General features: G+C 56.8%; 19 protein-coding genes and 1 pseudogene. 17 read left to right on the top strand and 3 right to left on the bottom strand.

Features of this window, described 5'->3' with window-relative positions; all coding sequences use genetic code 11:
* Positions 1-45: 45 nt before the first annotated feature.
* Positions 46-837 carry a M15 family metallopeptidase gene (locus H6G07_RS16530; RefSeq protein WP_073609476.1) on the top strand — a complete coding sequence of 264 codons (792 nt, stop codon included), beginning with the start codon at positions 46-48 and terminating at the stop codon, positions 835-837.
* Positions 838-1045: 208 nt separating this feature from the next.
* On the opposite strand, the gene H6G07_RS16525 is transcribed toward H6G07_RS16530, so the two are convergent.
* Positions 1046-1399: a hypothetical protein gene (locus H6G07_RS16525; RefSeq protein ID WP_073609477.1), complete on the bottom strand. Its 354-nt coding sequence runs from the start codon at positions 1397-1399 to the stop codon at positions 1046-1048.
* Positions 1400-2249: 850 nt separating this feature from the next.
* Here H6G07_RS16525 and H6G07_RS16520 point away from each other — a divergent pair.
* Positions 2250-5297 carry an AsmA family protein gene (locus H6G07_RS16520; RefSeq protein WP_073609478.1) on the top strand — a complete coding sequence of 1016 codons (3048 nt, stop codon included), beginning with the start codon at positions 2250-2252 and terminating at the stop codon, positions 5295-5297.
* Between the two features lie 81 nt (positions 5298-5378).
* Positions 5379-6095 carry a M41 family metallopeptidase gene (locus H6G07_RS16515; protein ID WP_244901939.1) on the top strand — a complete coding sequence of 239 codons (717 nt, stop codon included), beginning with the start codon at positions 5379-5381 and terminating at the stop codon, positions 6093-6095.
* Between the two features lie 6 nt (positions 6096-6101).
* Here H6G07_RS16515 and H6G07_RS16510 read toward each other — a convergent pair whose 3' ends face one another.
* Positions 6102-6695: a PAP/fibrillin family protein gene (locus H6G07_RS16510; RefSeq protein WP_073609480.1), complete on the bottom strand. Its 594-nt coding sequence runs from the start codon at positions 6693-6695 to the stop codon at positions 6102-6104.
* A 119-nt stretch (positions 6696-6814) separates the two neighbouring features.
* Here H6G07_RS16510 and H6G07_RS16505 point away from each other — a divergent pair, with 119 nt between their 5' ends.
* From H6G07_RS16505 to H6G07_RS16480, 6 genes are all read left to right on the top strand, one after another.
* Complete coding sequence (locus tag H6G07_RS16505; RefSeq protein ID WP_073609481.1) at positions 6815-7066, top strand: DUF3134 domain-containing protein; 252 nt, start codon at positions 6815-6817, stop codon at positions 7064-7066.
* 278 nt (positions 7067-7344) lie between these two features.
* Positions 7345-8439 (top strand): phospho-N-acetylmuramoyl-pentapeptide-transferase, encoded by a 1095-nt coding sequence (gene mraY / locus H6G07_RS16500; RefSeq protein ID WP_073609519.1) that lies wholly within the window; start codon positions 7345-7347, stop codon positions 8437-8439.
* Between the two features lie 31 nt (positions 8440-8470).
* On the top strand, positions 8471-9256 hold the full coding sequence (locus tag H6G07_RS16495; RefSeq protein WP_073609482.1) for a cysteine hydrolase family protein: 786 nt from the start codon (positions 8471-8473) through the stop codon (positions 9254-9256).
* Positions 9257-9635: 379 nt separating this feature from the next.
* Positions 9636-10307, top strand: coding sequence for a hypothetical protein (locus tag H6G07_RS16490; protein ID WP_073609483.1), 672 nt, complete (start codon positions 9636-9638; stop codon positions 10305-10307).
* Positions 10308-10460: 153 nt separating this feature from the next.
* The gene (locus tag H6G07_RS16485) at positions 10461-10799 is read left to right on the top strand and encodes a P-II family nitrogen regulator (RefSeq protein WP_073609484.1); all 339 of its coding nucleotides are present in this window, start codon (positions 10461-10463) and stop codon (positions 10797-10799) included.
* A gap of 179 nt (positions 10800-10978) precedes the next feature.
* Positions 10979-12313 (top strand): bifunctional folylpolyglutamate synthase/dihydrofolate synthase, encoded by a 1335-nt coding sequence (locus H6G07_RS16480; RefSeq protein WP_244901940.1) that lies wholly within the window; start codon positions 10979-10981, stop codon positions 12311-12313.
* 39 nt (positions 12314-12352) lie between these two features.
* Here H6G07_RS16480 and H6G07_RS16475 read toward each other — a convergent pair whose 3' ends face one another.
* Entirely contained in the window at positions 12353-14221 is a 1869-nt protein-coding gene (locus H6G07_RS16475) for a metallophosphoesterase family protein (RefSeq protein WP_073609486.1), read from the bottom strand.
* A 154-nt stretch (positions 14222-14375) separates the two neighbouring features.
* On the opposite strand from H6G07_RS16475, the gene H6G07_RS16470 reads away from it, so the two are divergent.
* From H6G07_RS16470 to H6G07_RS16440, 8 genes and pseudogenes are all read left to right on the top strand, one after another.
* Positions 14376-15242, top strand: a complete 867-nt coding sequence (locus tag H6G07_RS16470) for an energy transducer TonB (RefSeq protein ID WP_139297094.1) — start codon at positions 14376-14378, stop codon at positions 15240-15242.
* 93 nt (positions 15243-15335) lie between these two features.
* Positions 15336-16298, top strand: coding sequence for an RpoD/SigA family RNA polymerase sigma factor (locus H6G07_RS16465; protein ID WP_073609488.1), 963 nt, complete (start codon positions 15336-15338; stop codon positions 16296-16298).
* Positions 16299-16523: 225 nt separating this feature from the next.
* Positions 16524-17108, top strand: coding sequence for an LURP-one-related family protein (locus H6G07_RS16460; protein WP_073609489.1), 585 nt, complete (start codon positions 16524-16526; stop codon positions 17106-17108).
* A 345-nt stretch (positions 17109-17453) separates the two neighbouring features.
* Positions 17454-18824 (top strand): annotated as a pseudogene (locus H6G07_RS27120) (leucine-rich repeat domain-containing protein); the annotation flags it as partial.
* Positions 18825-18851: 27 nt separating this feature from the next.
* Complete coding sequence (locus H6G07_RS26945; RefSeq protein WP_244901942.1) at positions 18852-20534, top strand: COR domain-containing protein; 1683 nt, start codon at positions 18852-18854, stop codon at positions 20532-20534.
* Positions 20531-20866: a DUF6883 domain-containing protein gene (locus H6G07_RS16450; protein WP_073609491.1), complete on the top strand. Its 336-nt coding sequence runs from the start codon at positions 20531-20533 to the stop codon at positions 20864-20866. The genes H6G07_RS26945 and H6G07_RS16450 overlap by 4 nt, the downstream gene beginning before the upstream one ends.
* A gap of 5 nt (positions 20867-20871) precedes the next feature.
* On the top strand, positions 20872-21582 hold the full coding sequence (locus tag H6G07_RS26940) for a DUF4926 domain-containing protein (protein ID WP_084173316.1): 711 nt from the start codon (positions 20872-20874) through the stop codon (positions 21580-21582).
* 185 nt (positions 21583-21767) lie between these two features.
* Complete coding sequence (locus H6G07_RS16440) at positions 21768-24002, top strand: AAA family ATPase (RefSeq protein WP_073609493.1); 2235 nt, start codon at positions 21768-21770, stop codon at positions 24000-24002.
* Positions 24003-24066 lie beyond the last annotated feature (64 nt).

Raw genomic sequence — 24066 nt, 5'->3', positions numbered from 1 at the left:
CGCCAAGGGCCATAATGGGTAGAGCTTTGCCGGAAGCGAGTGATCATGCCTCCTATCGACGATATTCCCCAAGCGGCCCGCGATGTCCCTGTCTATTCGACGGGCGCAGAACAGCACCCCTGGCTGCGGCGCACGCGTGTGCTGCGGCGTTTTTTAGGTTTGGCGATGCTGGCCCTGGCAGCGGGCGGGCTGGTGGCCTGGTACCAGACGAATGGGTTTTCTGCGGTCGAGTTCGCTCAGCCCTTTGAGACCATGGTCAACCGCTCCGCTGTTGAGACCGAGGGGGAACCGGCCACCAGCGATCGCGACGTCGCCGTGCAATTAGCTCCCTCCAGCCGCACCCTGCTTAACCACCGCGCCTACGATGAGGCCCCTGACGAAGAGCTGGTGACGCTGAATGCCAATGCTGCCATTCGTCTGCGCACCGCTGCGGCCAGCCAGTATGAGGCCATGGCCCAGGCCGCCCGTCGCGAAGGGGTGAGACTGGTGCCGCTGTCGGGCTTTCGTTCCCAGGCGGAGCAGGAGACGATTTTCTTTAGCCTCAAGGCCGATCGCGGCCAAGATGCTGAAACCCGCGCCGAGGTCAGCGCCCCACCGGGCTACAGCGAGCACCACACCGGCTATGCCATTGATATCGGTGATGGCAACCAGGCGGGTGCTAACCTCAACACCGATTTTGCCGATACCCGCGCCTACCAGTGGATGGACGCCAACGCAGTGCGCTACGGCTATGAGCTGTCCTTTCCGCCCGACAATTTTCAGGGGGTGGCTTTTGAGCCTTGGCACTGGCGGTTTGTGGGCGATCGCATCAGCCTAGAGACCTTTTATAGCGAATAGGCCAGAAAGGCCCATATACCGCTCCAAGCAGCGGTATATGGGCTTTTTGCATCGAACTAAGTCATAGCCGACCCATTCGGAAAAGTAGGGGCAACCATAGCCTAATTCGACTTGTGGAAAATGGTTTCCAAATGGTGGGCACTGCCCACCCTACAGTGGCTTAAACCACGCAGATGCTTCTGCTATTGAGCGGGACGCGGCTAAGTATTCAGGGGCAGCGCATAGGCTTTGTGATCTTGCTAGCATCCACCCAGCCTACTGGCTGCTGCTTCGGGAACCTGCGATCGCGCATGTAAATTTGGACAGCGGTAGGACGGTTTCCCTTCGCTTCTCGTACGACTCCGGTCAGCATCATATCTGTCCCCACATTGATAGTGCCTATACGATTTGCTTTCTTAGTTTCGAGGTCAGTATTATCGTAGACCTCGACAGAGCCATTGACCGGAATGACTCGTCGGCATTGCCGGATGTACGCCTGCACTTCAGACAAAGCCTCAGGCGATTTAAGTTCACTAATTTGGGCAAAGCCCGAGAGAATTGGGGTAAATGCCATAGAGGCCATAAACCCAGCCAGACAACCTACCGCTAAATACCCTGATCGTTTTGAAAACAAGAGCTTCATACTTGCCTCAGTGTTGAGTTTTGAATCTTACAGAGAAGTCTCCAGATTGTTTTGACAAACATCTCTGGTTCAGGGAACAAACCACTGTGCTAAGACTACACGAATTTTTCTCTCTAGAAAACTACGTTTCTGCAACGCAGGTAAGGCATGATCTACTTTTTTGCGGTAAACAATATCATTTTCTAATAGATTAGATTTTAGACTTAGGGTTTGAGCTACCTTCCAAATTGCTGTTTTGAAAAGTTCAGAACTGCTTCAAACTGAGGCCAAAATTGACATTTCAAGCGGTATCAACGCCCAATTTTGACTAGAGGCTATCGATCAAGACCTTGGCTAGCAAGGGAATGAGGGTTTAACAAGTTAAGTCAACGAGTTCTATACCTCTGCAATAGGCCAGCAGCAGACGCTATTATTTTTAAGGAAAATTTAAAAATCCCATGGAGCGCCCTAGATCATTTGTTCTGGGAATTTAGGCTGATCAAGCAAGAATCCAAATAACTTTACGGTTTTATTGAGATGTTTCTGATACCCTTGTCGGCTGCTCTTTCGTGTCTGCGCCATGTCTCTTGCCTCCCCTAATTTGCCTGGCCATCAACCGATCCAATGGTCAAGAATCACGGCAAAAATGGCTATGGCTAGCGTGCTTATGGGGAGCGTACTGTTCGGCGTACTAGCCTTTCAAAGCTTCCATGAAAAAGTAGAACAAACGCTCTCAGAATCCCTGGGGCGATCGGTTCAATTAGGAGGATTGCGCGGCCTCTCACCTAAAGGAATATGGCTGGGGCGAACCGTGATTTCTCCAACCGATACCGGCATGATTGGCGGACAGATTGACGCTATTGCGGTGGGGATTGACTGGTCAACGCTCTGGCAACAGCGATCGCTGAGGGCAGCGGTAACCCTGGTGCGGCCAGACTTTGTGATGGTTTGGCCCGATGAAGCCGGTGGTCTAGTGGGAGATGCCACTCTGGTCGATTCTGCGTCCCAGTCTTCGTTTTCCGCCCTCTCCCGGATTCACATTGAGGAGGGCGTCCTCACGGTGCGGGTCGCCCCCGCGGTCTCGACCAGCCCGATGCCCCGCTCTAGTCTGACGGTGCAAAACATCCAAGCTGAATTACATCGCCCTAGTGAGCAATCGCCCCTCGTGTTCACGGTGCAGGGGCAAGTTGAGCAGTCACGGCTAGAGGCTAAGGGCACTGTGGATGGGCCGCAGCGATCGCTGTATATGACGACGCAAACCCACGATTTACCGCTAGCTAGTCTTAATATCATGCTGCCGTCGGCGATCGCGTTTCAGACTGGAGCCCTCAATAGCACCCTGACGGTAACCCGCATCCCCAGAGCCAACGCCTGGGATGTGACAGGGTCGGCAATGATCCACAGTGGCCAGGGGCAGTTGGGGCAGGCGGCCCTATCCATCGACCATCTCAAGGGCAGTTGGGCTTTTGACAGCCAGCAACTGGCTTTGAGCGACACGCGTCTGCAAATTGGCCCCCTCACCCTCGATGCGGCTGGCACCCTCGATCGCCGGGCTGGCTACAACCTGATGGCCACAGTGGCCCCGGTCGCTGGGGTCGATCTGCGGTCACTGGTGGGCGATCGCGTTCCTTTGGATGACTCTCAACCCTGGCGGGGAGAAGCGCAGATTACTGGGGCACTGCAAGAACCTACGATCGCGCTGCACCCCGATGAGGCTTTGGCCCCTCCAGGGCGCTTCACGCTGGATCTCAGCCGACTAGCTCTGTTTCTGGGGCTACAAGCCCAAATGCTTCCCCCCCGCGATTGGATTGGGCCGATTGAGGGGGCAACCTACGGGTTTCGCGGCAACGGGGCCTGGTTTACCCTCAGCGATAGCACCGTGGTGCCGCCCCTGTCAGAATCCGCCTACCAGCGGGCCAGCGGCGGACTGGATAGCCGTCTGCGCCCCGCCCTCGATCGCAAGTTTTTTTGGTTTTTGCAGACTAACCCCTACGTCACGGCGATCGCCGCCGATCTGGCCAAGGGCAGGCTGCTGGAGTATCGCGAGGGAGGGCGTTTCGACACCGATCGCTTCTTTTTAGAGTATTTTGTGCCGGTCTACGCCGAGACCAGCCGGGCAGCCGGGCTCGACCCCGGCGAAGCCCTGTGGATGCTCGACCATTCTCTGCGCACCCTACACGACCCGCTGCTGCGCCACCCCGACGCTCGACCAATTACCTCGGGGGCAGGCACCGTGGGCTCGTTTTGGACGGGCGAGCAGCAGCTCTCGATGCAGCAGTTACTCACTCGCCCTCTGCTGGCTGGGCCAGGGCAAACCGGACAGCTAGCCCGTCTAGCTGTGCTCAAGCAGCTCGACGCCTCCACCGCCCTAGAGAGTCGACGGCTGTCGAGCACCCCAGAGCTGATGTCAAAAATTCCCAATGTCACCTTTGGGGCCGAGGAGGGAGCGATCGCTCTAGCCCTTGGCATGATGAGGTTTGAGGGCGAGGGGCTTTATCCCGAGTCACTGCGATCGCTGGCTGCCTCAATTGAACAAAACGAGTTCGACAAGCACGCCCTGCGCACCACGATTACGGGCAGAATGCAGGACTTAGCAACCGAGCACAGAGCGGCCCTGAGCTTTGCGCTGCTGCGGTTTAGCGATCGCGACTGGGCGCAGGTGGGCATGGGCAAGCACCTGTTTCCCGGTGGGGCGGCCCACCTCACCGGCGGCAACACGCTCTCGGTGATGATCTCTCGCCAGGAGAAGGCGGGCTACGGCCTGGAATCGGCCTACCAAAACAGCCGCCTGCTGCTGCTGGAATTGCTGGCGGGGGCAGACCAGGCTGGGGGCGATCGCATTGTGTTTGCCCTGCTCAAAGACCACGCCTTTAGCCCCCGCTTTTGGCAACTTTTGGCTAAAAATGAGCCGCTGTTGGCGACGCATTTTGGGGCGATCGCCGCCGACGCCATCACCTATCAACACCTGGCCCAGCAGGGAGCCACCCTGCACGAATCGTTTTACAGCACCCTGGTCACCACCGATCAGGATATTGGCGTCAGCGCCACGCTTAAGCAAGCGGTAGGGTTTCAGGCTCATCTGGCGCGTCTGCTCGATCAGGCCTTTGCCCCCACTGACCCGGCTGACCCACGCTACCTTGCCTTTCGCCGCAGCCTGGCCATGTACCTCAGAGAAGCCCCTGATATTTCGGTCTACGGCGGCACTGAGGCTGCCCTGCGCGCCTATGGCCAAGAAACCCTCAACGTGCAGGAGCTAATTGCCGTCGATGTCGCCGATGCCCCACGCATTCGAGCCATGGTGCGGCTGTATCACGAAGCTTTAGCCAGCGGCCTGATCACCGAGTGGGATGGGGCCGGGTTTCAGCGCATTTTGCTTACCGGCGCGCTGCTGGCTGCTGGGGTAGAGCGGCCTGACTTGCCTCCGGCGCTCCAGAATGTGGGCTTTCCCAGCGCCCAGTTTCGCCGCGACCTGCTGTTTGTAGTGGGGGTTGAAGGCATCCAGGTGGAGGCGACCCGGCTAGGCATTCAGGCCCACGACCATCGGGTAAATTTTCAGCCCGTAGCCCGACCCGGCTATCGCGCCCCGGCGCTAAATGGGGCCGATGCGGCCAGTTGCCCCAGTGAACCCTACGTGGCGGCGATCGCCCTAGGGGCCGCCACGGCCTTCGTTTGGGATGCCGAAGCCCAGCGCGTGGTACTGAGGCGAGGCCGCACTCGCTGCCCGCTGCCGGAGGACTGGACGGCGCTGTTTTTCCCAGCGCTGTTGGAAAGCGTGCCCATTGAGCACTCTGAGGCGGGGCGCGATCGTCTGCAAGACAGTTTGCAAACGGCCAAACGGTTAGAAGCGGGGATATTTTGAGACCTAGCCCTCGCTCCCTATCCTCGCTACCATAAAGCAGAGCTTTTGCCCCCGGCTACCGAAGGCAGCCTGAGCTTTTGAGTGATTATTCAACCGCTGAGAGACCGCATGCGCGACACCACCCTCAACACCATTGCTGTCGTCATCTTTGGGGTGACCATGGCCAGCCTGCTGGGGCCGCTGATCAACCTGTCGCCTGCCGTAGTGGCGGTGTTCGCCGCCGTGGGGCTGGGGGTGTTTGCGGTCGATCAGCTGGGCTTGAGTGGCCGCATCGGCGACATTTTGATGGATACGGTGGCCTGGGCTTCCCCTGAGCACCGCCAGCGAGTGCTGCACCACGAGGCCGGGCACTTTCTGGCAGCGGTGCTGCTCGATATTCCGGTGGAAGCCTACACCCTTAACACCTGGGAGGCCTGGAAACAGGGGATTCCTGGCCAGGGGGGCGTGGTGTTTGGCCCCAGTGACCCAGCCGCCCTAGCCCGGCTCACGCCCCAGACCATTGACCGCTACTGCCAGGTGTGTATGGCGGGCATTGCCGCCGAGCAGATGGTCTACGGCGATGCCCAGGGGGGCGGCGACGATACTGCCTCCCTAGGCAAGTTTTGGACGGTGCTGGGGCGATCGCCCGCCGAAGCCCCCCTCAAACAGCGCTGGGCCACCCTCCAGGCCAAAACTTTGCTTGAAAAGCACCGCGACACCTTTGACGCCCTGGTGACCGCCATGGGCGATCGCGCCCCGGTAGCAGACTGCTGCGCCATTGTTGAAGCGAACCGCGCCTCGGTAGAAGCTGCGGCCTAGCCCCGCCTAAACCTTTTGCAGCACAAACAAACTGCCCTGGTTGCCGCGCCCAATTCGCAGGTCATCGTCAAGGTAGGTGACTTCGAGCCAGCCCGCCTGGCGATCGCGGTTAATTCTAAAGTCAATGCCCTGGAAGAGCGAGAATTTTGGCGTAGTTTGCATCGCCCCAATGAACTGAGCCGGAGATTGGTATCCCAAAGCCTGCCGCAGGCCAATCACGCCTCGCTCAAAGCCCACATTCACTCGCTGGGTAGATACCGCCTCTAATGTCGCGGCCACCGCCACTAGCCCTGACAGCAGGGGTGGCCCGTTCACCTCAGCAATGTTATAAATCCGGTTTTCGGCCAGGCGAATGCACTGGTAAATGGGTCCAAGGGAGGCCAGAGGCAGGCGATCGATATTCAGCAGTTCGCGGCTAGTGGTGTAGAGCAGTAGCCAGTCACCATTGAGGCGATCGGTTGCCTGAAGCGGGTTAGGGGTAGGGTTGCGGCCCTCTAGGGTTGCGGCTGCCGCCTGAATTGCGGTGCGATCGCTGGGGCTGCTGCTAATGCCCCGATTGACGGGGGCCACGGCCTCCAATAGCTCAGCTTTGCCCAACATGGCCCAGTCTCCACAGCAGTACCGGCATAATACGGCAAAACTTCGGGCACCGCAGAATAGTGTCTCTGCTACGATGGAATGTCTGTATATTGCCTCGTTACCGGTACAAGACCACCGCTATGTCTAACAAGTATTACAACCCGTCCTTGCGTCAGGTGCCCCGCAACGCCAAGGCACCGATTTTGCCCTCCAACGGTGACTCATCCATTTTGCACTGGCTGGAAAGTATCGGTCGCCTGCGCAGCCGCGATGTCGTTGAGACTATCCCCGACGAGGCCGAAAACGAGGAAATTTCCGATCTCATGGGCAACGACGACGCCTTTGAGGACGATGACGATACCGATCTCGCCCTCGACGATGACGACGACTAAGTGTAGCCCGTCTAAAAAACGCTGTAATTAGGGGAATCTGGCCGCTGGGCGTAGCGAAACTCGAAGGGGTTTTAGCGAGAACACGCCGGCCCCTATCGGCTGAGGCCGCAAAACTGGAGGTCGCATCAATACGCCATTAAGTGTTGTAAAACTTCGTTCCCAAACGAGACTATTCATTTAAGCTTCCTGACTATTTCCGGGCGCTAAATGTAGTCAATTGGAAGATCATCCAGTAGACTCCTGATGGTGTGCGGTGTGAAGCAAGTGAGGAATTGTTTGTGGATGCGAAGTTTTTAGCCTCGGGGCGGCTATCCCTGAATGGCCAAACGCTGTTTTGGCTGCTGGGTCTGGGGCTCAGCGCCGCTGCCGTCGGGCTAGATGGAACCCTAGGCAACGCCGTCAGCCTGGGTGCCTCAATTACTGTTCCCTTTATTGTGGCCGCTCTGGGCAGCAGCCTGCTCGGGTTTTCGGCGGTTCCCCTGCTGCGGGCGCTCAAAACTGGTCAATTTATTCGTGAAGAAGGCCCCCAGGGCCATCTCAAAAAAGCGGGCACTCCAACCATGGGTGGCGCTTTTTTTGTGCCGGTAGCGGTCATGGTTGCCTTAGTGGCTACCGGCTTTGCCCGCGATGCGGTAGCCGTATCGCTGCTCACCCTGGCCTACGGGGCGATCGGCTGGGTTGACGACTGGCAGGTGATTCAGCGGCGCTCTAACAAGGGCATTTCGCCCCGCGCCAAGCTAGCGCTTCAGATTGCCGTTGCAGTGCTGTTTTGCCTTTGGGTGCTCACCAGTCAACCCGCCAGCATTACAACCGTGGCGCTGCCCCTGGGCCTAGGGCTACCCCTCAGCTTCTTATTTTGGCCCCTGGCTGGGTTTGTGCTGGTGGCCGAGAGCAACGCCACCAACCTCACCGACGGTCTCGACGGGCTGATGGGCGGCACTGGGGCGATCGCCTTCATGGGCCTAGCCGCCATTGTTGCCCCCACCCATCCCGACCTGATGGTGTTTTGCGCCGCCATGGCCGGTGCCTGCTTGGGCTTTTTGCTGCACAACCACAACCCCGCTCGCGTGTTTATGGGCGACACGGGTTCTCTAGCTCTGGGTGCGGCCTTAGGAGCCGTGGGCATTCTCAGCGGCAACCTGTTTGCCTTGCTGGTGCTAACTCTCCTGTTCTTTGCCGAAACCCTGTCGGTGATCATTCAGGTGGGCTACTTCAAAGCTACTAAAGGCCCCGACGGCGTCGGCAAGCGTTTCTTTAAGATGGCTCCACTCCACCACCACTTTGAGCTATCGGGCTGGTCTGAGATTCAAGTTGTCGCGGTGGCCTATGCGGTAACAGCGGTGCTAGCGGTGCTGGCCCTCCAGGTGAGATAAGGTTGCATCCCACTTCTCTCAGCGTCACCCCATGGATGTCTCAAAGCTGCGTCCTTTAGGTCACCCACCCAACGCCTGGTGGGTCAACGAGCAGGTGGCTGACATTAGCCGTCAAGCGTTCCCGCTTCGGCTGACCACCCTCGTCACCCAGACTAAACAGGTGCAGTTTGACCTGACCAAAACCGCCTGCCTGGTCATCGACATGCAAAACGATTTCTGCCATCCCAACGGCTGGCTAGCCAGCATTGGCGTTGACGTTAACCCGGCCCGCCAGGCAATTCAGCCCTTGCAAACTCTGCTGCCTAAACTGCGATCGGCTCAGGTGCCGGTGGTGTGGGTCAACTGGGGCAACCGCCGCGATCGCCTCAACCTGAGCGCTGGCCTCCACCACGTCTATAACCCCAGCGGGGCCGGTGTGGGACTTGGCGACCCGCTCCCCGCCAACGGTGCCCCCGTGCTTACCAAAGGCAGCTGGGCGGCGGCTGTGGTCGATGAGCTAGAAGCTCAGCCCCAAGACATTTGGGTCGATAAGTACCGTATGAGCGGATTTTGGGACACGCCCCTAGACAGCATCTTGCGCAATTTAGGTAAAACCACTCTCCTCTTCGCTGGAGTGAATGTGGATCAGTGCGTTATGGCCACCCTGCAAGACGCCAATTTTCTCGGCTACGACTGCGTTTTGCTGAGCGACTGTAGCGCCACCACCTCGCCCGACTACTGCGCCCAGGCCACGGTCTATAACGTCAACCAGTGCTTTGGCTTTGTGGCCGACAGCGCTGCCCTAGCCGCCGCCCTGGAGCCTTCTGTAGCGGCCTAGCCTAGGAAAAGCTATACCTGTAAAGTATCGGCTTCAAGCGGGAGGTTTTGCCAGTCGAACTCCGAGTCTGGCTCAAATTCCTGCACCCTCGGGCAGTTGAATCTACTGCTAGGGTGAGACAGTTGCTAAAATCCGCTGTCCACAATGGAACTTATAGGACTGCTGGATACAGGTGTGAACCCAAAATTCAACACCTCTCGTAAGGGCAAACAGTCATTCACCCCTAGCCCAATCCAGGCTACCCTTCAGCCCTGCCAATTTGTTAGCGCCAAAACTTTTCTTGACTAAAACTGGTGCAATTGCTCTAATGTGAACTACCCTTGGGCAGACCAATTTTCAGGCTTCTTTTTCGTTCTTAAACGCCCCTTCTACCGTCATCATGAACGTACCTTATTCTCCCGAATCTGCTTACTCTGGAGCCGTGGCCCCAGAAGCACCCCAGGGCAGCCGTCAGGCTCCTTCGGTGCCGATTTCGGTGTACCGCGAGCTGGCCACCGAACTGCGCGCCACCCAGGGCATGGTCGATTCACTGACCCAGCAAAATCAGCAGCTCACCCAGCAAAACCAGGTGCTGCGCCAGGAAATGATTCGCTTTGCGGACTCGGCGGCCCGACTCAAGCAGGCGATCGAGGTCAGTCAACCCCAGGCGATCGAGCCAGAGAGCATCGTCCGCCCTGTCCCGACCTCTCTGGGCATTGAGACCTCAATAATGGCCGCGACTTACCCCATGGCTGAAGAGCCTTCGGCTTCTCTGCCAGAACGGCTGTCAGAGTCGGTGGGCGAAGGGGTTTCGACCCTGGCCAGCCAGCTCACCCAAATGGTGAAGCCAAAGGCGAAAAAAGCGCCCAAAATGCCGCCCAAGCGCCCCCAGGCAGCCCCCCAGCGCTTTTACACCGAAGAGCGCATTGATGCTAGCCGTCCTGGGCAGCTCAGCCAGAAGTCGTCAGACTTGAGCGGGCTGTGGCTGGCTGCAACCATCCTGCTCATCGTGATCAGTGCTTTTGGGGCCGGTTTCTTGATTATGAAGCCGCTGCTGAGCAATTCTCGTTAGAACGCTGAATTACCGTCTATAGCTTGCTTTTCTAGCCGCTTTGACTTTGCTTACCTGACTTTTTGTAGCTGGCGATACAGTATTGTAGGGGTCAAGCCCGATACACATAGACCGAAGCTAAGAGATATCCGCTGAAGCACCCTGGTTTGATCTATGAAAAAAATAGAAGCTATTATCCGCCCCTTTAAGCTTGACGAGGTCAAGATTGCCCTGGTCAATGCCGGTATTGTGGGTATGACCGTTTCGGAGGTGCGCGGCTTTGGTCGCCAAAAAGGACAGACCGAGCGCTACCGAGGCTCAGAGTACACCGTTGAATTCCTCCAGAAGCTCAAGATTGAAATTGTGGTCGAAGAGGCCCAGGTCGATACCGTGGTTGACAAGATTATTTCTGCCGCCCGCACTGGCGAAATCGGCGACGGCAAAATCTTTGTCAGCCCCGTAGATGAGATCATCCGCATCCGCACCGGCGAGAAAAACACCGAGGCCGTGTAGCCCCGGCCTAGACGCCAATGCCTCGATTCGGCGCAGCTTAGGCTGCGCCTTTTTTATGCCCGCTCATTGCTGGGTAACCGATTGAGAATCCGATCGCCCTTGATATGTTTCATGAGATGTTCCATTAAGATGCTTAATGGCCCAGCTACCCTATCCCTCGCTGGCGGAGAGAACTGCCTGTGTATCAGCCTCAGATCGAGCAAGAGCAACAGATTGAGAGCCTTCTGGCCCCCTTTGGGCGGTTTGGGGTAGAGCTAGGGCTAGAGCGCATTCAGCGGCTGCTGGAGGCGTTGGGCAGTCCTCAGCAGCGGGTGCCGCTAGTGCATGTGGCGGGCACCAACGGCAAAGGGTCGGTGTGCGCCTACCTGGCGGCGGTGTTGGGGGCAGCGGGGTATCGGGTGGGGCGCTACACCTCGCCGCACCTGGTGAGCTGGCGCGAGCGCATTGAGGTCAACGGGGAACCTATTGCAGCTGAGGATTTGGTCACTCGGCTCAAGCAGGTGGTGGTGGCTATTGATCCAGCCCAACCCTCACCGACGCAGTTTGAGGTGTTTACCGCCGCCGCCTGGCTGCACTTTGCGGAGGCCGGGGTAGATGTGGCGGTGATGGAGGTGGGCCTGGGGGGCAGGCTGGATGCGACCAACGTGGTGGATGCGCCCCTGGTGAGCGTGATTACCTCCCTCAGCCGCGAGCACTGGCAGCGCCTCGGCCCCACCCTGGCCGACATTGCCCGCGAAAAGGCGGGGGTGCTAAAGCCGGGGCGTCCCGCTGTGGTGGGGCCGCTGCCTAGCGAAGCGGAAGCTGTGGTGCAGGCCCGGTTGGCAGAATTGAGTTGCCCGGCAGTGTGGGCTGTACCGGCGGTTCCCTTGGAGGCTGGGACAGTCCGTTATGGGAATGGTGATGAAGCAATTTCTTATCCCCTCGCGCTTTTGGGCGAGCACCAGCTAACTAATTCGGCGATCGCGATCGCCACCCTACTCACCCTGCGCACCCAGGGCTGGCACATTTCTGACGATGCGATCGCCCAGGGCATGGCCAATGCTCGCTGGCCCGGACGCTTGCAGTGGGTGACCTGGGGAGAGGACTCGCTAGGATGCCTGCTGCTGATTGACGGTGCCCACAACCCCGCCGCCGCCAAGGTACTGCGTCAGTATGTGGATAGTTGGTGGGCAGACCAGCCGGGGAACCCAGTCGGTACAGCGTGGCTGATGGGAATGCTCTCGACCAAGGATCACAGCGATATTTTTGCCGCTCTGCTGCGGCCAGGGGATGCCCTGCATCTGGTGCCGGTGCCGGGGCACGAGACGGCAGCACCGGAGGATCTGGCGGCGATCGCGCGATCGGTCTGCCCTGAGCTGGCCCAGTGCGAAATCCACAATTCTCTTAGGGATGGGTTGATGGCGATCGCCCAGTCCCCAGCTCAGCTCAAGGTGCTCTGCGGCTCGCTCTACCTCATTGGCCACTTTCTCGCCACTGAACCTTACCGAGATGTTGACGCCGCCAACACTTTATAAGATAGACAATCCCACCGGCCTACTCACCTACCCACCCACTCACCTACCTACGACAAACTCGTCAAACTTCACCACCGCTGAGTTCGGCTCCCGCGTATCAAAGTAGTAGCTGCTTATCGTTCCTGTGCCCGTGTCAAACACGCTAAAGGCCGTGAGGTCATTGCTGGCCAGGTAGGGCAGCGGATTGCCGCTATCGTCCCGCAGGGGGGCGATCGTGGGCACCACGGGCTCCAGGCCATTGGGGTCGCCCTGGGCTAAATAGTCGCTGGAGGAATAGGTCACAGCCGAACCCTCGAGCGCCTCGGGGGGTACCGGGCGAGATTTATCCTTCCAAAACGCGCCGTAGGAATTGCCCACGTTCGAGGTTTCGAGGTAGTGGGTGCCCTGGGGCGACACAAAGCGGTTCCAGAGGTGCGAGTGGCCATAGAACACCAGGTCTACCCCGGCCTGCTCTAGCAGGGGCACCAGGTCGCGGGCAATGTAGTCGTCGGCGCGGGGATACTCATAGCGCACGGCGGTGAGACGGCCAGCATCGTCGCGATCGTAGCGGCGCACCGGGTTGGTGAAAGCGGGCACAATGTTGTCGCCCAGGGTGTGGGGCGGGTGGTGCAGCATCACCACCTTATATTTCGCCTGACGAAAGGCCTCGCTGGCCAATTCCTGCTCTAGCCACTGATACTGCAAGCTGCCCCGCTCAATCGGCTCAAAGATATGCTGGCCGTGGCCCCAGTTCTGCGGCGTGCCCAGATCGGCCTCACGCTCTTGGTAGCGGCCTCGGGTAGTGTTGTTGATGTTGTAAGGTCGCCAAATCTGCGTGACATAGAGCGACACCAGGCGAATATCGCCAAAGGTGACGGCATAGTAGCGGCTGGTGGTTTCGGGGCGATCGCGGTTGGGCACCGGGGTAACCGGCAGGCTAAACAGAGCCTCGTAGGTGTCGCTGTTGAAGGAATTGTCGACAATCCACTGGTGACGCAGAGCGGGGTCGCCAGCGGGGTTAAACAGGTCGGCATTGGCCTCATAAAGCTCTACCGCAGTCGATCGCGGTATGGCCTGATTAAACTGCTCTCCCAGGGGAGCAGTGGCGGCAAAGCGGCCCATCACCTCGTGGTTGCCCAAAATCGGAAACAGCGGCGCGTGCTGAATGATTTCGCCGCCCCGATAGCGGGTGGTGCGGCCATTGCGCTCTAGCGCGTAGGAAGTATTGCCCTGCAAACAAGGGAAAAAGCCGCAGCCCCGGCTGTCGTCAAACCACTCGGAGGCGCGATCGGGAATGTTGACCAGATCGCCCGCAAAAAACACTGCATCTACTTGACCCAGGGTTTCTGCCACCTTTTGCAGATTGGCGGCAACCATCGGCAAGTTTTGGTGATCGGAGGTGAGCAAAATCCTGGTGGGCTGACCAACTGCGGGGGCTCCAGCCAGGGTAAACGTGCGGCTTTCGACCACGGTGCCATCGGGGCCAGTGCTGGCTACCCGATAGGGCAACCGTTGCCCTGGGGGCAACCCTGTTGCAGTGGCCTCGTGCCGCCAAATCGGGCGTATGACAGTTTGCTGTAGCTCAGCAAAATTGGGGTGATCAATTCGAGACTGAGTGTCTTCTCGGGTTTGGGCCAGCTGGGTGGTAGTGGCCAGGGCTCGATTGGGTAAATTAGCTTCGGGTGATTGACCGGGGGAACCCCACCGCACCTGGTGGTCCTGCCCCTCAAACTCGGTAAACCACACCACTCGCACCGCACCGGGGATAGGGTACTGCAAAAATGGATCGGTCAAAAGTCGGGTGGTCACAGCACTGGCCTCGGGGGATGGAGCAGCGGATAACTGACGGGGCTCCAGGGCGATTAAAAGGATGGCCGTTATCACCAGCAGCAGGCTAGCCGTGAGTAGGGTCAAGTCTTTTCGGCGCATTGTTTTGAGCCTTTGTGGGCAGAGCCTCGACAGCCCTAGCGTAGTGGCAAATCACGACAATATAAAAACTGTCTGCCCACTGATAACACTATCTAAAACATGTGCCACCTTTAGAACGTCAAACGCTAATATTTACCGGCGCAGAAAAACGGGCATGGGCATAACGTTTCCTTTCAAACTCAGGGTGGGTAAGCGCTCTCTCCGGTGGTCGGGGGGTGGATTGCTGGCGCTGCTCTCCATCGGGCTGCACGGCGTGCTGCTGGCTTGGCCGATGCCCGAGTCTAGCCCAGAGGCCCCAGAGAGTTTGCCAGAGAGTTTGACCGAAATTACCGCTCCGGCAGCGACTGTGGGTGTGCTGCGGCTACCAGCGGCTGTTAAACCTGCCGAAACTGTTGCGGTTGCCCCAGCCCCTCCGCCGTCCCAATCACCCCCGCCCAAAGCGCCGCCCGTTGTCCGCTCCGTCCCGCCGGTTTCTCCACCTCCGGCCCCCTTGCCAACTCCGGTGGAGCCCGCAGAGGCTACGCCGCCTGCCCCACCCACCGAGGTTGCGAATCTAGAGCCGGTACCCCCAGAACCACTGCCCGCGACCCTTGACGATCGCCTGCGTGATCCAGAGCAGTATCAGTTCAACGCCCTGGCTAAGTCACTGACATCTAACGAACAGTCCTTTTACTTCAATGAACTGTCAAATTGGCTAGATGAGGCTAGCCAGGGGTTAAGCAGTGATGAGATTCCCGAACTGGGAGGCAAACTTGCCCCTATACGAGTCACTTATCCCATTACTACCTGCCTAGTGCCACCGCCCGCTGAAGGAGTGGTTGTAGTGGTTGTGGGGCCTACGGGTGAACTCGTTGAGGATCCAGAACTGCTAGATAGCACAGGATATACAGTGCTAGACGAAAAAGCTCTAGAGCTGGCGTTGCAGCAGCGCTTTGAACCTCAGACTGACCCAAGGCCCAACCCTCGGGCCCATTGGCTGCCGGTGCAGGTGCAGTACGACGGCGCTAACTGTAGCTCTTAAGGTATTCTTAGCCTTCCTCCCCTTGGGTAGAGGCATGGAATAGCAACCCTTGTCATAGTGGCAGGTAAGTCGATTGCCACTAGTGATTTCCCCATGGCTCAAGCTATCTCTACCTCTAGCAATTCCGTTCAGGCATACCTGAAGGAAATTGGCCGCATTCCCCGCCTGACCCGCGACGAAGAGATTTCGTTGGGTAAGCATGTGCAGCAGCTAAATCATCTCACTGATATATCGACTCAACTGACAGACACTTTGGGGCGTGAGCCTTCGGAAGACGAGTGGGCCTCGGCGGCTCAGATATCGGTTGCTGATTTGCATCAGCAGATCGCTGCTGGAGAGGCCGCTCGTCGCCGCATGGTGGAAGCCAACCTGCGCCTAGTGGTTTCGATTGCCAAAAAGTACACCAAACGCAACCTGGATCTGATGGATTTGGTGCAGGAAGGCACCATGGGTCTTCAGCGGGGCGTCGAAAAGTTTGACCCCACCAAGGGTTTTCGGTTCTCAACCTATGCTTATTGGTGGATTCGCCAGGCGGTAACTCGGGCGATCGCAGAGAAAAGCCGCGCCATTCGCCTGCCTATCCACATTTTTGAGAAGCTGACTAAGATCAAGCGTGCCCAGCGCCATCTAGCCCAGGAGCTGGGGCGCACCGCTAACCTTGAAGAAGTAGCCAACTACCTCGATATGCCTCTGGTGCAGGTGCGTCAGTTTCTGTCGCAGTCGCAGCAGCCCATGTCGTTAAACGCTTTGGTGGGCGACAAGGGCGACACCGAGCTGGCCGACATGTTAGAGGATGAGCAGGGGCGATCGCCTGAAGAATACGCGGCTCAAAATAGCCTCAAGCAGGACATCTTTCGCATTCTCGATCGTCTAACGCCGCAGCAGCGAGAGGTGCTAGTGCTGCGCTTCGGCCTGGGCACTGGGGAAGGTCTGTCGCTCTCGAAGGTGGGCCAGCAGCTCAACGTTAGCCGTGAACGAGTGCGCCAGATCGAGCGCGACGCGATTAAGAAACTCCGCTACGCCCGCCATGATTTAAAGGCGTATCTGGCTGGTTAGGAGCGAGCAAGACAATTGACTGACCGATGGGCAAGGGGAGAAAATCTCTTGCCCATTTTTGCGATCGCACGGCATACCCCATCTCAGGTGGCTGCCAACTCATTTAGATCAAACACTTAAGAAATACTAACTTTACGCCACTGCTCTTTTGGGGTTGATATTTGCATCCTAACCAGGGGATTACTAGAGAGCACTACTGTCTAAAATCCGGAGCTGTTATCAGGTATGCAATATCCCTTAGAGATTAATTTTAAGGTTTGGACAATTGCGCCTAAGATCACCGTTACCAATGCTGACGGCAAAGTTGTGTTCTTTGTTAAGCAGAAGTTATTTAAGCTAAAAGAAGCGATCGGTGTTTTTGCGGATGAAGCCCAAACTCGAAGGCTCTATGACATCAAAGCCGATCGCATTATTGATTTTTCGGCTCGCTACAACTTCACCGATAGCAATGGTGCAGTAATCGGCGGCGTCAAGCGGAAGGGCATGCGATCGCTCTGGAAAGCCCACTACGATGTGTTTGATCATGCCAGCAGCAACCTGCACATCGAGGAAGAAAATCCCTGGGTGAAAGTGCTAGATTCGCTGTTTCAAGAAGTGCCCATTCTAGGAGCCTTGAGTGGCTATGTGCTCAATCCTAAATACCTGGTAAAACGCAGCGATGGCACCGTAGTGATGCGCCTCGAAAAGCAGCCATCGTTTTTGTCTCGCAAGTTCATTGTTAAGCCAATCGATCAACTGTCGCCCCAGGAAGAAACCCAGGTGTTGCTCAGCCTAATCATGATGATTTTGCTAGAACGGGCTCGCGGTTAAGGCTTTAGCCATCAATGGGTTCAATTAACGCACGCACCCACCCACAACGAGGTTCTCGTTGTGGGTGGGTGCGTTGCGGTTCAGCGGCAGTTTATTGACCATCGACATAGTTGACTTATTTACCCGTGGTTGCCAGGCTGCTTTATGCGGGTAGGTGGTGGGTTACGGCAGGGCAAAACGTTTAAGGGTGGTGGCATGGTAAGGCGGCTGCCTAACCCACCCTACGGATATCCAACTTTCTAACAACAACCTTGTGACTTGTCCACTCCACCCAAATGGCGGCTATAAAAGGGGAGACCCCCGCCCACTCAATCCAAAATCTAAAATCGCCAATCTAAAATCGCCATGACCCAAGACGAGCTGCTGCAACTCATCGACCAGGCCGCCGCCGAGGGCTGGACAGAGCTAGACCTCTCCGGCCAAGGGTTGACAGAGCTGCCCCCCGAAATTGGCAAACTCACCCAGCTAGAAACGCTGATTTTGGGAAAGGTGACAAAGTGGGAATCCTCGGACGACGTTGACACACCCATACTACAGCTCTCTACCAATCACTTAACCGAGTTGCCGGAGATAATTTCAAATCTACAACAGCTCAAAGAACTTAATGTTAGCGGAAATCCCCTAGGAGTCTTGCCAGAATGGCTACCTCAACTTCAAAGCTTGAGGGAACTTTGGGCGGCTGCAATCAATTTAACCGAAGTTCCGGATTGTATCGGCAAACTGAAAAATCTGACAAAACTGTGGCTCTCTTGCAATCAGATCACGACCATTCCGGAATACATTGGCGAACTTAAAAATTTGACAGTGCTAGGGCTCTCTAGCAATCAAATCACGACCATTCCGAATTGCATTGGCGAACTCAAAGGCTTGACGGCACTATGGCTCTATAGCAATCAGATCACGACCATTCCGGATTGCATCAGCGAACTCAAAAATCTGACTAAATTGGGTCTTTCTGGCAATCAGATCACGACCATTCCGGATTGCATCGGCGAACTCAAAAATCTGACGGTGCTCGGACTCTATAGCAATCAAATCATGGCTATTCCGGATTGCATTGGTGAACTCAAAAACCTGACGGTACTAGGGCTCTATGACAATCAAATTACGGCTATCCCAGATTGCATTGGCGAACTCAAAAACCTGGCTAAGCTGTGGCTCCATAGCAATCAAATAACGGCTATTCCGGATTGTATTGGACAGCTCTCTGACTTGACCGAAGTTATGCTTGCTAATAATCAAATCAAGACCATTCCAGAGTGCATTGGCCAACTCGAAAACCTGGAAACACTTTGGCTTAGTGACAATCAAATTACAACCATAACGGAGTGCATTGGGCAGCTCAAAAAATTAACAATACTTGCTCTCTCTAGAAACCAAATTACGGCCATACCGGAGTGCGTTTGTCAACTTTCAAACCTTACGATACTTCGGCTTGGTGATAATCGACTTATGACGGTTCCTAGTAAGATCGGAAATCTTGTCAATCTAACACACCTTGACCTGATGAAAAATCAGATAAAGGTAATTCCAGAGTGCGTAGGTAAACTTGTTAGTCTGACAACACTTTGGCTTAACGAAAATCAAATCGCAAGGATTTCAAAGTCAATTGAGAAACTCACTAATCTAGAGGTATTGGATTTAGAAGGTAATCGTATCGAACGCTGTCCCGAGTGGTTGGCAACGCTCCCAAAGCTGAAAAGTCTTGATCTGCGCCGCAATCCCCTACCCATCTCTCCAGAGGTGCTTGGTTTCGCAGAGTCCAACGAAGATCCGGGCAACATTGAAGATCTTTTCAACTATCTAAAACGACTTTACAGCGGCGAGGTCAAATCCCTCAACGAAGCCAAGCTGTTACTGGTAGGCCAGGGCAGCGTCGGCAAAACTTCCTTAGTCAAACAGCTAATGGAAGGCACCTATAACCCCAGCGAGCCCCAAACCGATGGCCTCACCGTTTGTACCTGGGGTATCCACGTCAACAGCAAAGATGTACGCCTCAACGTGTGGGACTTTGGCGGACAGGAGATCTACCACGCCACACACCAGTTCTTTCTCACCAAGCGCAGCCTCTACTTGCTGGTCTGCAACTGTCGCACCAGCGAAGACGAAAACCGCATTGAATATTGGCTAAAGCTGATCCAGAGCTTTGGCAGCGAGTCGCCAGTCATCATTGTCGGCAACAAAAAAGACGAGCAACCTTTCGACATCAACCGCAAAGCCTTGCGAGAGAAATACCCCAACATTCGCGCCATTCTCGAAACCTCTTGCCAGAGCGGCGACGGCATTGAGGAGCTACAGGAAGCGATCACCAAAGAAGTCGGCCAGCTCCACGATGTTTACAACCTGTTGCCTCTTTCCTGGTTCGAGGTCAAAGAACAGCTCGAAGCCCTCGACAAAGACTTTATTAGCTACAGCGAATACATTGGCATTTGCTACCAAAACCAAATTCCAGAAGAGCACAACCAGACCCAACTCATCGACCTGCTCCACAACCTGGGCCTGGTGCTCAACTTTCGCGACCATTCTTTTTTGCAAAATACCAACGTCCTCAACCCCGCCTGGGTTACCGAGGGCATTTACGCTCTGCTCAGCGACGAAACCCTTAAAACCAAAAGCAAAGGTATTCTCACCTACGACGATCTTAGCCGGGTGCTTAACCCCCAGCGCTACCCCGGCGATCGCCACCGCTACCTCACCGAACTCATGCAGGAATTTCAGCTCTGCTTCGAGCTGCCCGACTGCCCCTGCCCCCGCTTTCTCATCCCCGGCCTGCTACCCAAAGACGAACCAGAAGATATCGGGCTAGAGGGCGACACCCTAGAGTTTCAGTACCACTACCGCATTCTGCCCGAGAGCGTGCTGTCGCGGTTTATCGTGCTCAGCTACGAGAAGATCCACAGCCAAACTTGCTGGCGCAGCGGCGTTATGTTGGCCTACTACGAAGGCGACGAAGTTTGCAACATTGCCCGCGTCAAAGCCGACCCCGAAGACAAAAAGATCTTCATCTCTATCAATGGTCGCGAAACCACCCGCCGCGTTTTTCTGGCCCTCATCCGCGACACCTTCACCAAAATCCACAAAAGCTTTGCCGATTTAGAAGTCACCGAATGGGTGCCCGTCCCCGACCACCCCGACCATCCCCCCCTTGACTACCAAGAACTATTGGGACTGGAGGGCATGGGTGAACAGACCGTCACTATCGGCAAACTACGTCTGCGCCTCAACCTGCGACAGATCCTCGACGGCTACGAACCTGTAGAAGCCCGCCGTCAGCCCGACCTTAAAGAACGCGGCCTCGATATGGAAGAACGCTATGGAGATATTCACATTTACCAGGGCAGCCGCACTACCCATCAGCATGGTAGCGGCGACAATGTAGCAGGCGACCTGGTGCAGGGCGACAAAAACACCCCTGCCTCTGAATGAAACTCCCCAATGCTGGTGCAGTCTACATCGATCTGGAGAAGCTGCGAGACTACAGCCTTAACCCCACTCACTCTCGGGGCAAACACAAGGCCCACCTTTTTGCCGCTATCTTAGGGTTAACCACCAGCGATGTAGAGGTGCTCAGGGTTTTTATTCTCCGTTCACTTCAGCAGTACGATGCGGTTCTCGGTATGGCCGACGAGTATGGCCAGCGCTACATTGTTGATTTCCCACTCACCCGGAACCAAAACACCGCGATTGTTCGTACCGCTTGGATCATTCGCCCCGACGAGACCTTTCCTCGGCTTGTGAGTTGCTACATTTTGAGGTGATGCCCATGGTCAGCGATCTAACGAAATTTCAACTGCTAGATGTAGTTGCTCTCAAAGAAGACTTGCCTGCTAATAACCTAGCTGCGGGCCAAGTCGGCACCTTAGTCGAGAGCTTGGCCCCCGATGTCTACGAAGTAGACTTTAGCGACGATGACGGCCAAACCTATGCCATGGTGCCTCTACACACCAGCCAACTGCTCAAGCTCCATTACGCTCCCGATCGCATTTCTTTAGAGGCTTTGACCATGGCAAACACCATTTACCAGCACGGCAGCGGCGACAACATTGCAGGCGACAAAGTAATGGGTCAAAAAATTGGCACCCAGGTCAACGGTGGCAATATTGGCAATGTGGTCAACGAAGCCAGTGGCAATGCCCAAGTCACCGCCACCGGCTTTACCCAAACCACTGGCACTACCACCGCCGAGCTGCTACAACTCATTGCTAGCCTGCGCGACACCGCCGTTCAGTTGCCCCCCGCTGTGCAAGAAGACATCATCATTGACATTGACGATGTTGAAGCCGAAATCCAAAAGCCCGCAGACCAGCGCAGCATACCTCGACTAAAAAAGCGATTGACGGCCCTTCTAACAGCGGCCTCAATGATTGCTGGGGGAGTAGCAGCAGCTAACACCTTTGCCGACGAAGTCATCGAGTTGGGTAGCAAATTCGGCATTGAGCTTCAGCTACACGCCGCCCCATCGAATCAGCCGTAGGGCGCATAGCGTCAAGGGCGCAGCTCTGCCTATTCGGCCCAAGTGACGCGCTGCAAAAACAAAAAATTTACCGAGCGGCAATGCACTGCCCACCGATTTGAGTCCTAGCCCATAGTCCCAGCGGTACCATAGAGCAACGGTGCGGCGCGATCGCCGTCCGGGGTGTTTCGCTAGCCCTGCCTCGCATGGATCTCTTTGACCACAGCCGCCAGGAGCAGATTGGCCAGGATGCCCCCCTGGCGGCACGGCTGCGGCCTAGAACGCTGGACGAATTTATTGGTCAGGATGCCGTGGTGGGGCCGGGGCGACTGCTGCGCCGTGCAATTCAGGCCGACCAGCTGTCGTCGCTGATTTTTTTTGGGCCGCCGGGCACGGGCAAAACTACCTTAGCCCAGATCATTGCCAACACGACTAGCGCCCACTTTATTGCGCTAAATGCGGTGCTGGCAGGGGTGAAGGATATTCGCGAGGCGATCGCCTCGGCTCAAGACCTGCGCGGCCAGTACGGCAGACGCACAATTTTGTTTATCGATGAAGTGCACCGCTTCAATAAGGCCCAGCAGGATGCGCTGCTGCCCTGGGTGGAGAACGGCACGGTGATTTTGATTGGGGCGACGACGGAGAACCCCTACTTCGAGGTCAACAAGGCGCTGGTCAGCCGATCGCGCATTTTTCAGCTAAAACCGCTGGAGTCGGCGGATCTGTATCGGGTGGTGGAGCAGGCGCTGGCAGATAAGGAGCGGGGCTACGGCGATCGCCTCATTCAGCTTGAACCAGCTGCGTTGGATCATTTAGTAAACGTGGCTAACGGTGACGCTCGCGCCCTACTCAACGCCCTGGAGCTAGCGGTCGAAACCACGCCCCCCGACGGGCAGGGCCAGATCCAAATCACCCTGGATGTGGCGGAAGAATCGATTCAGCAGCGGGCGGTGCTCTACGACAAAGAGGGCGACGCCCACTTCGACACCATCAGCGCCTTTATCAAGAGCGTGCGCGGCTCTGACCCCGATGCGGCGCTCTACTGGCTGGCCCGCATGGTCTACGCTGGCGAAGACCCCCGGTTTATCTTTCGTCGCCTGGTGATTTTGGCCAGTGAAGACGTTGGCCTAGGCGACCCCCACGCTGTGACGGTTGTGACCAGCTGCGCCGCCGCCTTTGACCGGGTAGGCATGCCCGAGGGCCGCTATCCCCTAGCCCAGGCAACACTGTATTTGGCCACCGCTCCCAAGTCCAACAGCACCATGGGCTTTTTCGATGCCCTATCCGCCATCGAGCAGGAGCGCGAGCGCGAGGTGCCCAATCCCATGCGAGACGGCAATCGCGACAGCAAAGGCTTTGGCCACGGCAAAGGCTACCTGTACCCCCACGCCTACCGCGACCACTGGGTCGAGCAGCAGTATTTGCCCAGCGGCTTGCAGGGGCAGGTGTTTTACCAGCCGTCGGCCCAGGGCTATGAGGCGACTATTCAGACCCAGGTGGCCCAGCGGCGCGAGGCCCAGTTGGCGGCGATGGTTGACGGCGGTGGTACGCTGCCCGAAGCGCTCACCTACAGCCCCGACGACCCGGCTCGCGATCGCTGGCTACAGCGCACCCTCAGCCAGGCGGGCGAGCAGCTGGGGGCAGTGCGCGATCGCATCTTTGCCCTGGCCTCACCTCAGCGCCATCACCGCATTCTCGACCTCAACGCCCGCACGGGGCTGCTCACCTGGGAGGCTCTGCGTCAGGTGCCCGAGGGCGGCGTCTATGCCCGCGTGCACACCGCCCAAGACCAGGCCGCTCTAGAGGAACAGGCTGCCCAGCTGCCCGAATTGATCCGTCCCGTGTTTGTGCATGCTGACTACGAAGCGCTGGCGGCTTACCTCGCCGCCCATACGCCAGGGATTAGCTTTGAGCGGATTGTGGGCCGCAATGCCTTTGGCCAAGTGGTGAACCGAGACCGATTTATCGAGATTGTGCAACACCTGCTAGCTCCCGATGGCGTGGTGGTACTGGCCGAAACTATTCCCCGCCACAGCCAGCGGATTTCGGCCCTGGTGGATGTTGCGAGCTTGAGTAAGGCTTTGGTCAAGCGCTGGCACCAGGCGGAGGATGCGATCGCCCACTCTACCAGTGACCCTCGCTTTAATTGGCAGGCCGACACTCTAGAAACCCTCTTTCTCAAAGCAGGTTTTACTGTTCAGCTCACCGAAGATGTTTTGCACAGCAGTATCTATGTGTCTTCTGCGCTGCTACAGCGGTGGTTTGCAATGGGGGGCACTCCGCCTAGCTACCGAGATCAGCTGGCAGAGCACTTATCTGACAAGGATATTGCCACGATTCAGCAGAGTTGCCAGCGGCAGTTGCAAGGAAAAACCGTGCAGTGGCGATCGCCCCTGGTCTATCTAGTTGCCAAAGCTGCTCACCAACTGCATCAAGCCTGAATTAATGCGACTACTTCTTGGTCCAGGCGATCGCCGATTTCATTATGAGCAGCATCTTAATGGG

Origin of the sequence: Phormidium tenue FACHB-1052, from assembly GCF_014696675.1 — a bacterium.
Taxonomy (GTDB): Bacteria; Cyanobacteriota; Cyanobacteriia; order Phormidesmidales; family Phormidesmidaceae; genus Nodosilinea; species Nodosilinea tenuis_A.
This window is presented reverse-complemented; position numbering and strand designations above follow the sequence as displayed.

Coding starts and splice junctions, on each gene's coding strand:
- H6G07_RS16530 (WP_073609476.1), top strand. CDS start 46: ATGCCTCCTATCGACGATATTCCCCAAGCGGCCCGCGATGTCCCTGTC.
- H6G07_RS16525 (WP_073609477.1), bottom strand. CDS start 1,399: ATGGCCTCTATGGCATTTACCCCAATTCTCTCGGGCTTTGCCCAAATT.
- H6G07_RS16510 (WP_073609480.1), bottom strand. CDS start 6,695: ATGTTGGGCAAAGCTGAGCTATTGGAGGCCGTGGCCCCCGTCAATCGG.
- H6G07_RS16505 (WP_073609481.1), top strand. CDS start 6,815: ATGTCTAACAAGTATTACAACCCGTCCTTGCGTCAGGTGCCCCGCAAC.
- H6G07_RS16495 (WP_073609482.1), top strand. CDS start 8,471: ATGGATGTCTCAAAGCTGCGTCCTTTAGGTCACCCACCCAACGCCTGG.
- H6G07_RS16490 (WP_073609483.1), top strand. CDS start 9,636: ATGAACGTACCTTATTCTCCCGAATCTGCTTACTCTGGAGCCGTGGCC.
- H6G07_RS16485 (WP_073609484.1), top strand. CDS start 10,461: ATGAAAAAAATAGAAGCTATTATCCGCCCCTTTAAGCTTGACGAGGTC.
- H6G07_RS16475 (WP_073609486.1), bottom strand. CDS start 14,221: ATGCGCCGAAAAGACTTGACCCTACTCACGGCTAGCCTGCTGCTGGTG.
- H6G07_RS16470 (WP_139297094.1), top strand. CDS start 14,376: ATGGGCATAACGTTTCCTTTCAAACTCAGGGTGGGTAAGCGCTCTCTC.
- H6G07_RS16465 (WP_073609488.1), top strand. CDS start 15,336: ATGGCTCAAGCTATCTCTACCTCTAGCAATTCCGTTCAGGCATACCTG.
- H6G07_RS16460 (WP_073609489.1), top strand. CDS start 16,524: ATGCAATATCCCTTAGAGATTAATTTTAAGGTTTGGACAATTGCGCCT.
- H6G07_RS16450 (WP_073609491.1), top strand. CDS start 20,531: ATGAAACTCCCCAATGCTGGTGCAGTCTACATCGATCTGGAGAAGCTG.
- H6G07_RS26940 (WP_084173316.1), top strand. CDS start 20,872: ATGGTCAGCGATCTAACGAAATTTCAACTGCTAGATGTAGTTGCTCTC.
- H6G07_RS16440 (WP_073609493.1), top strand. CDS start 21,768: ATGGATCTCTTTGACCACAGCCGCCAGGAGCAGATTGGCCAGGATGCC.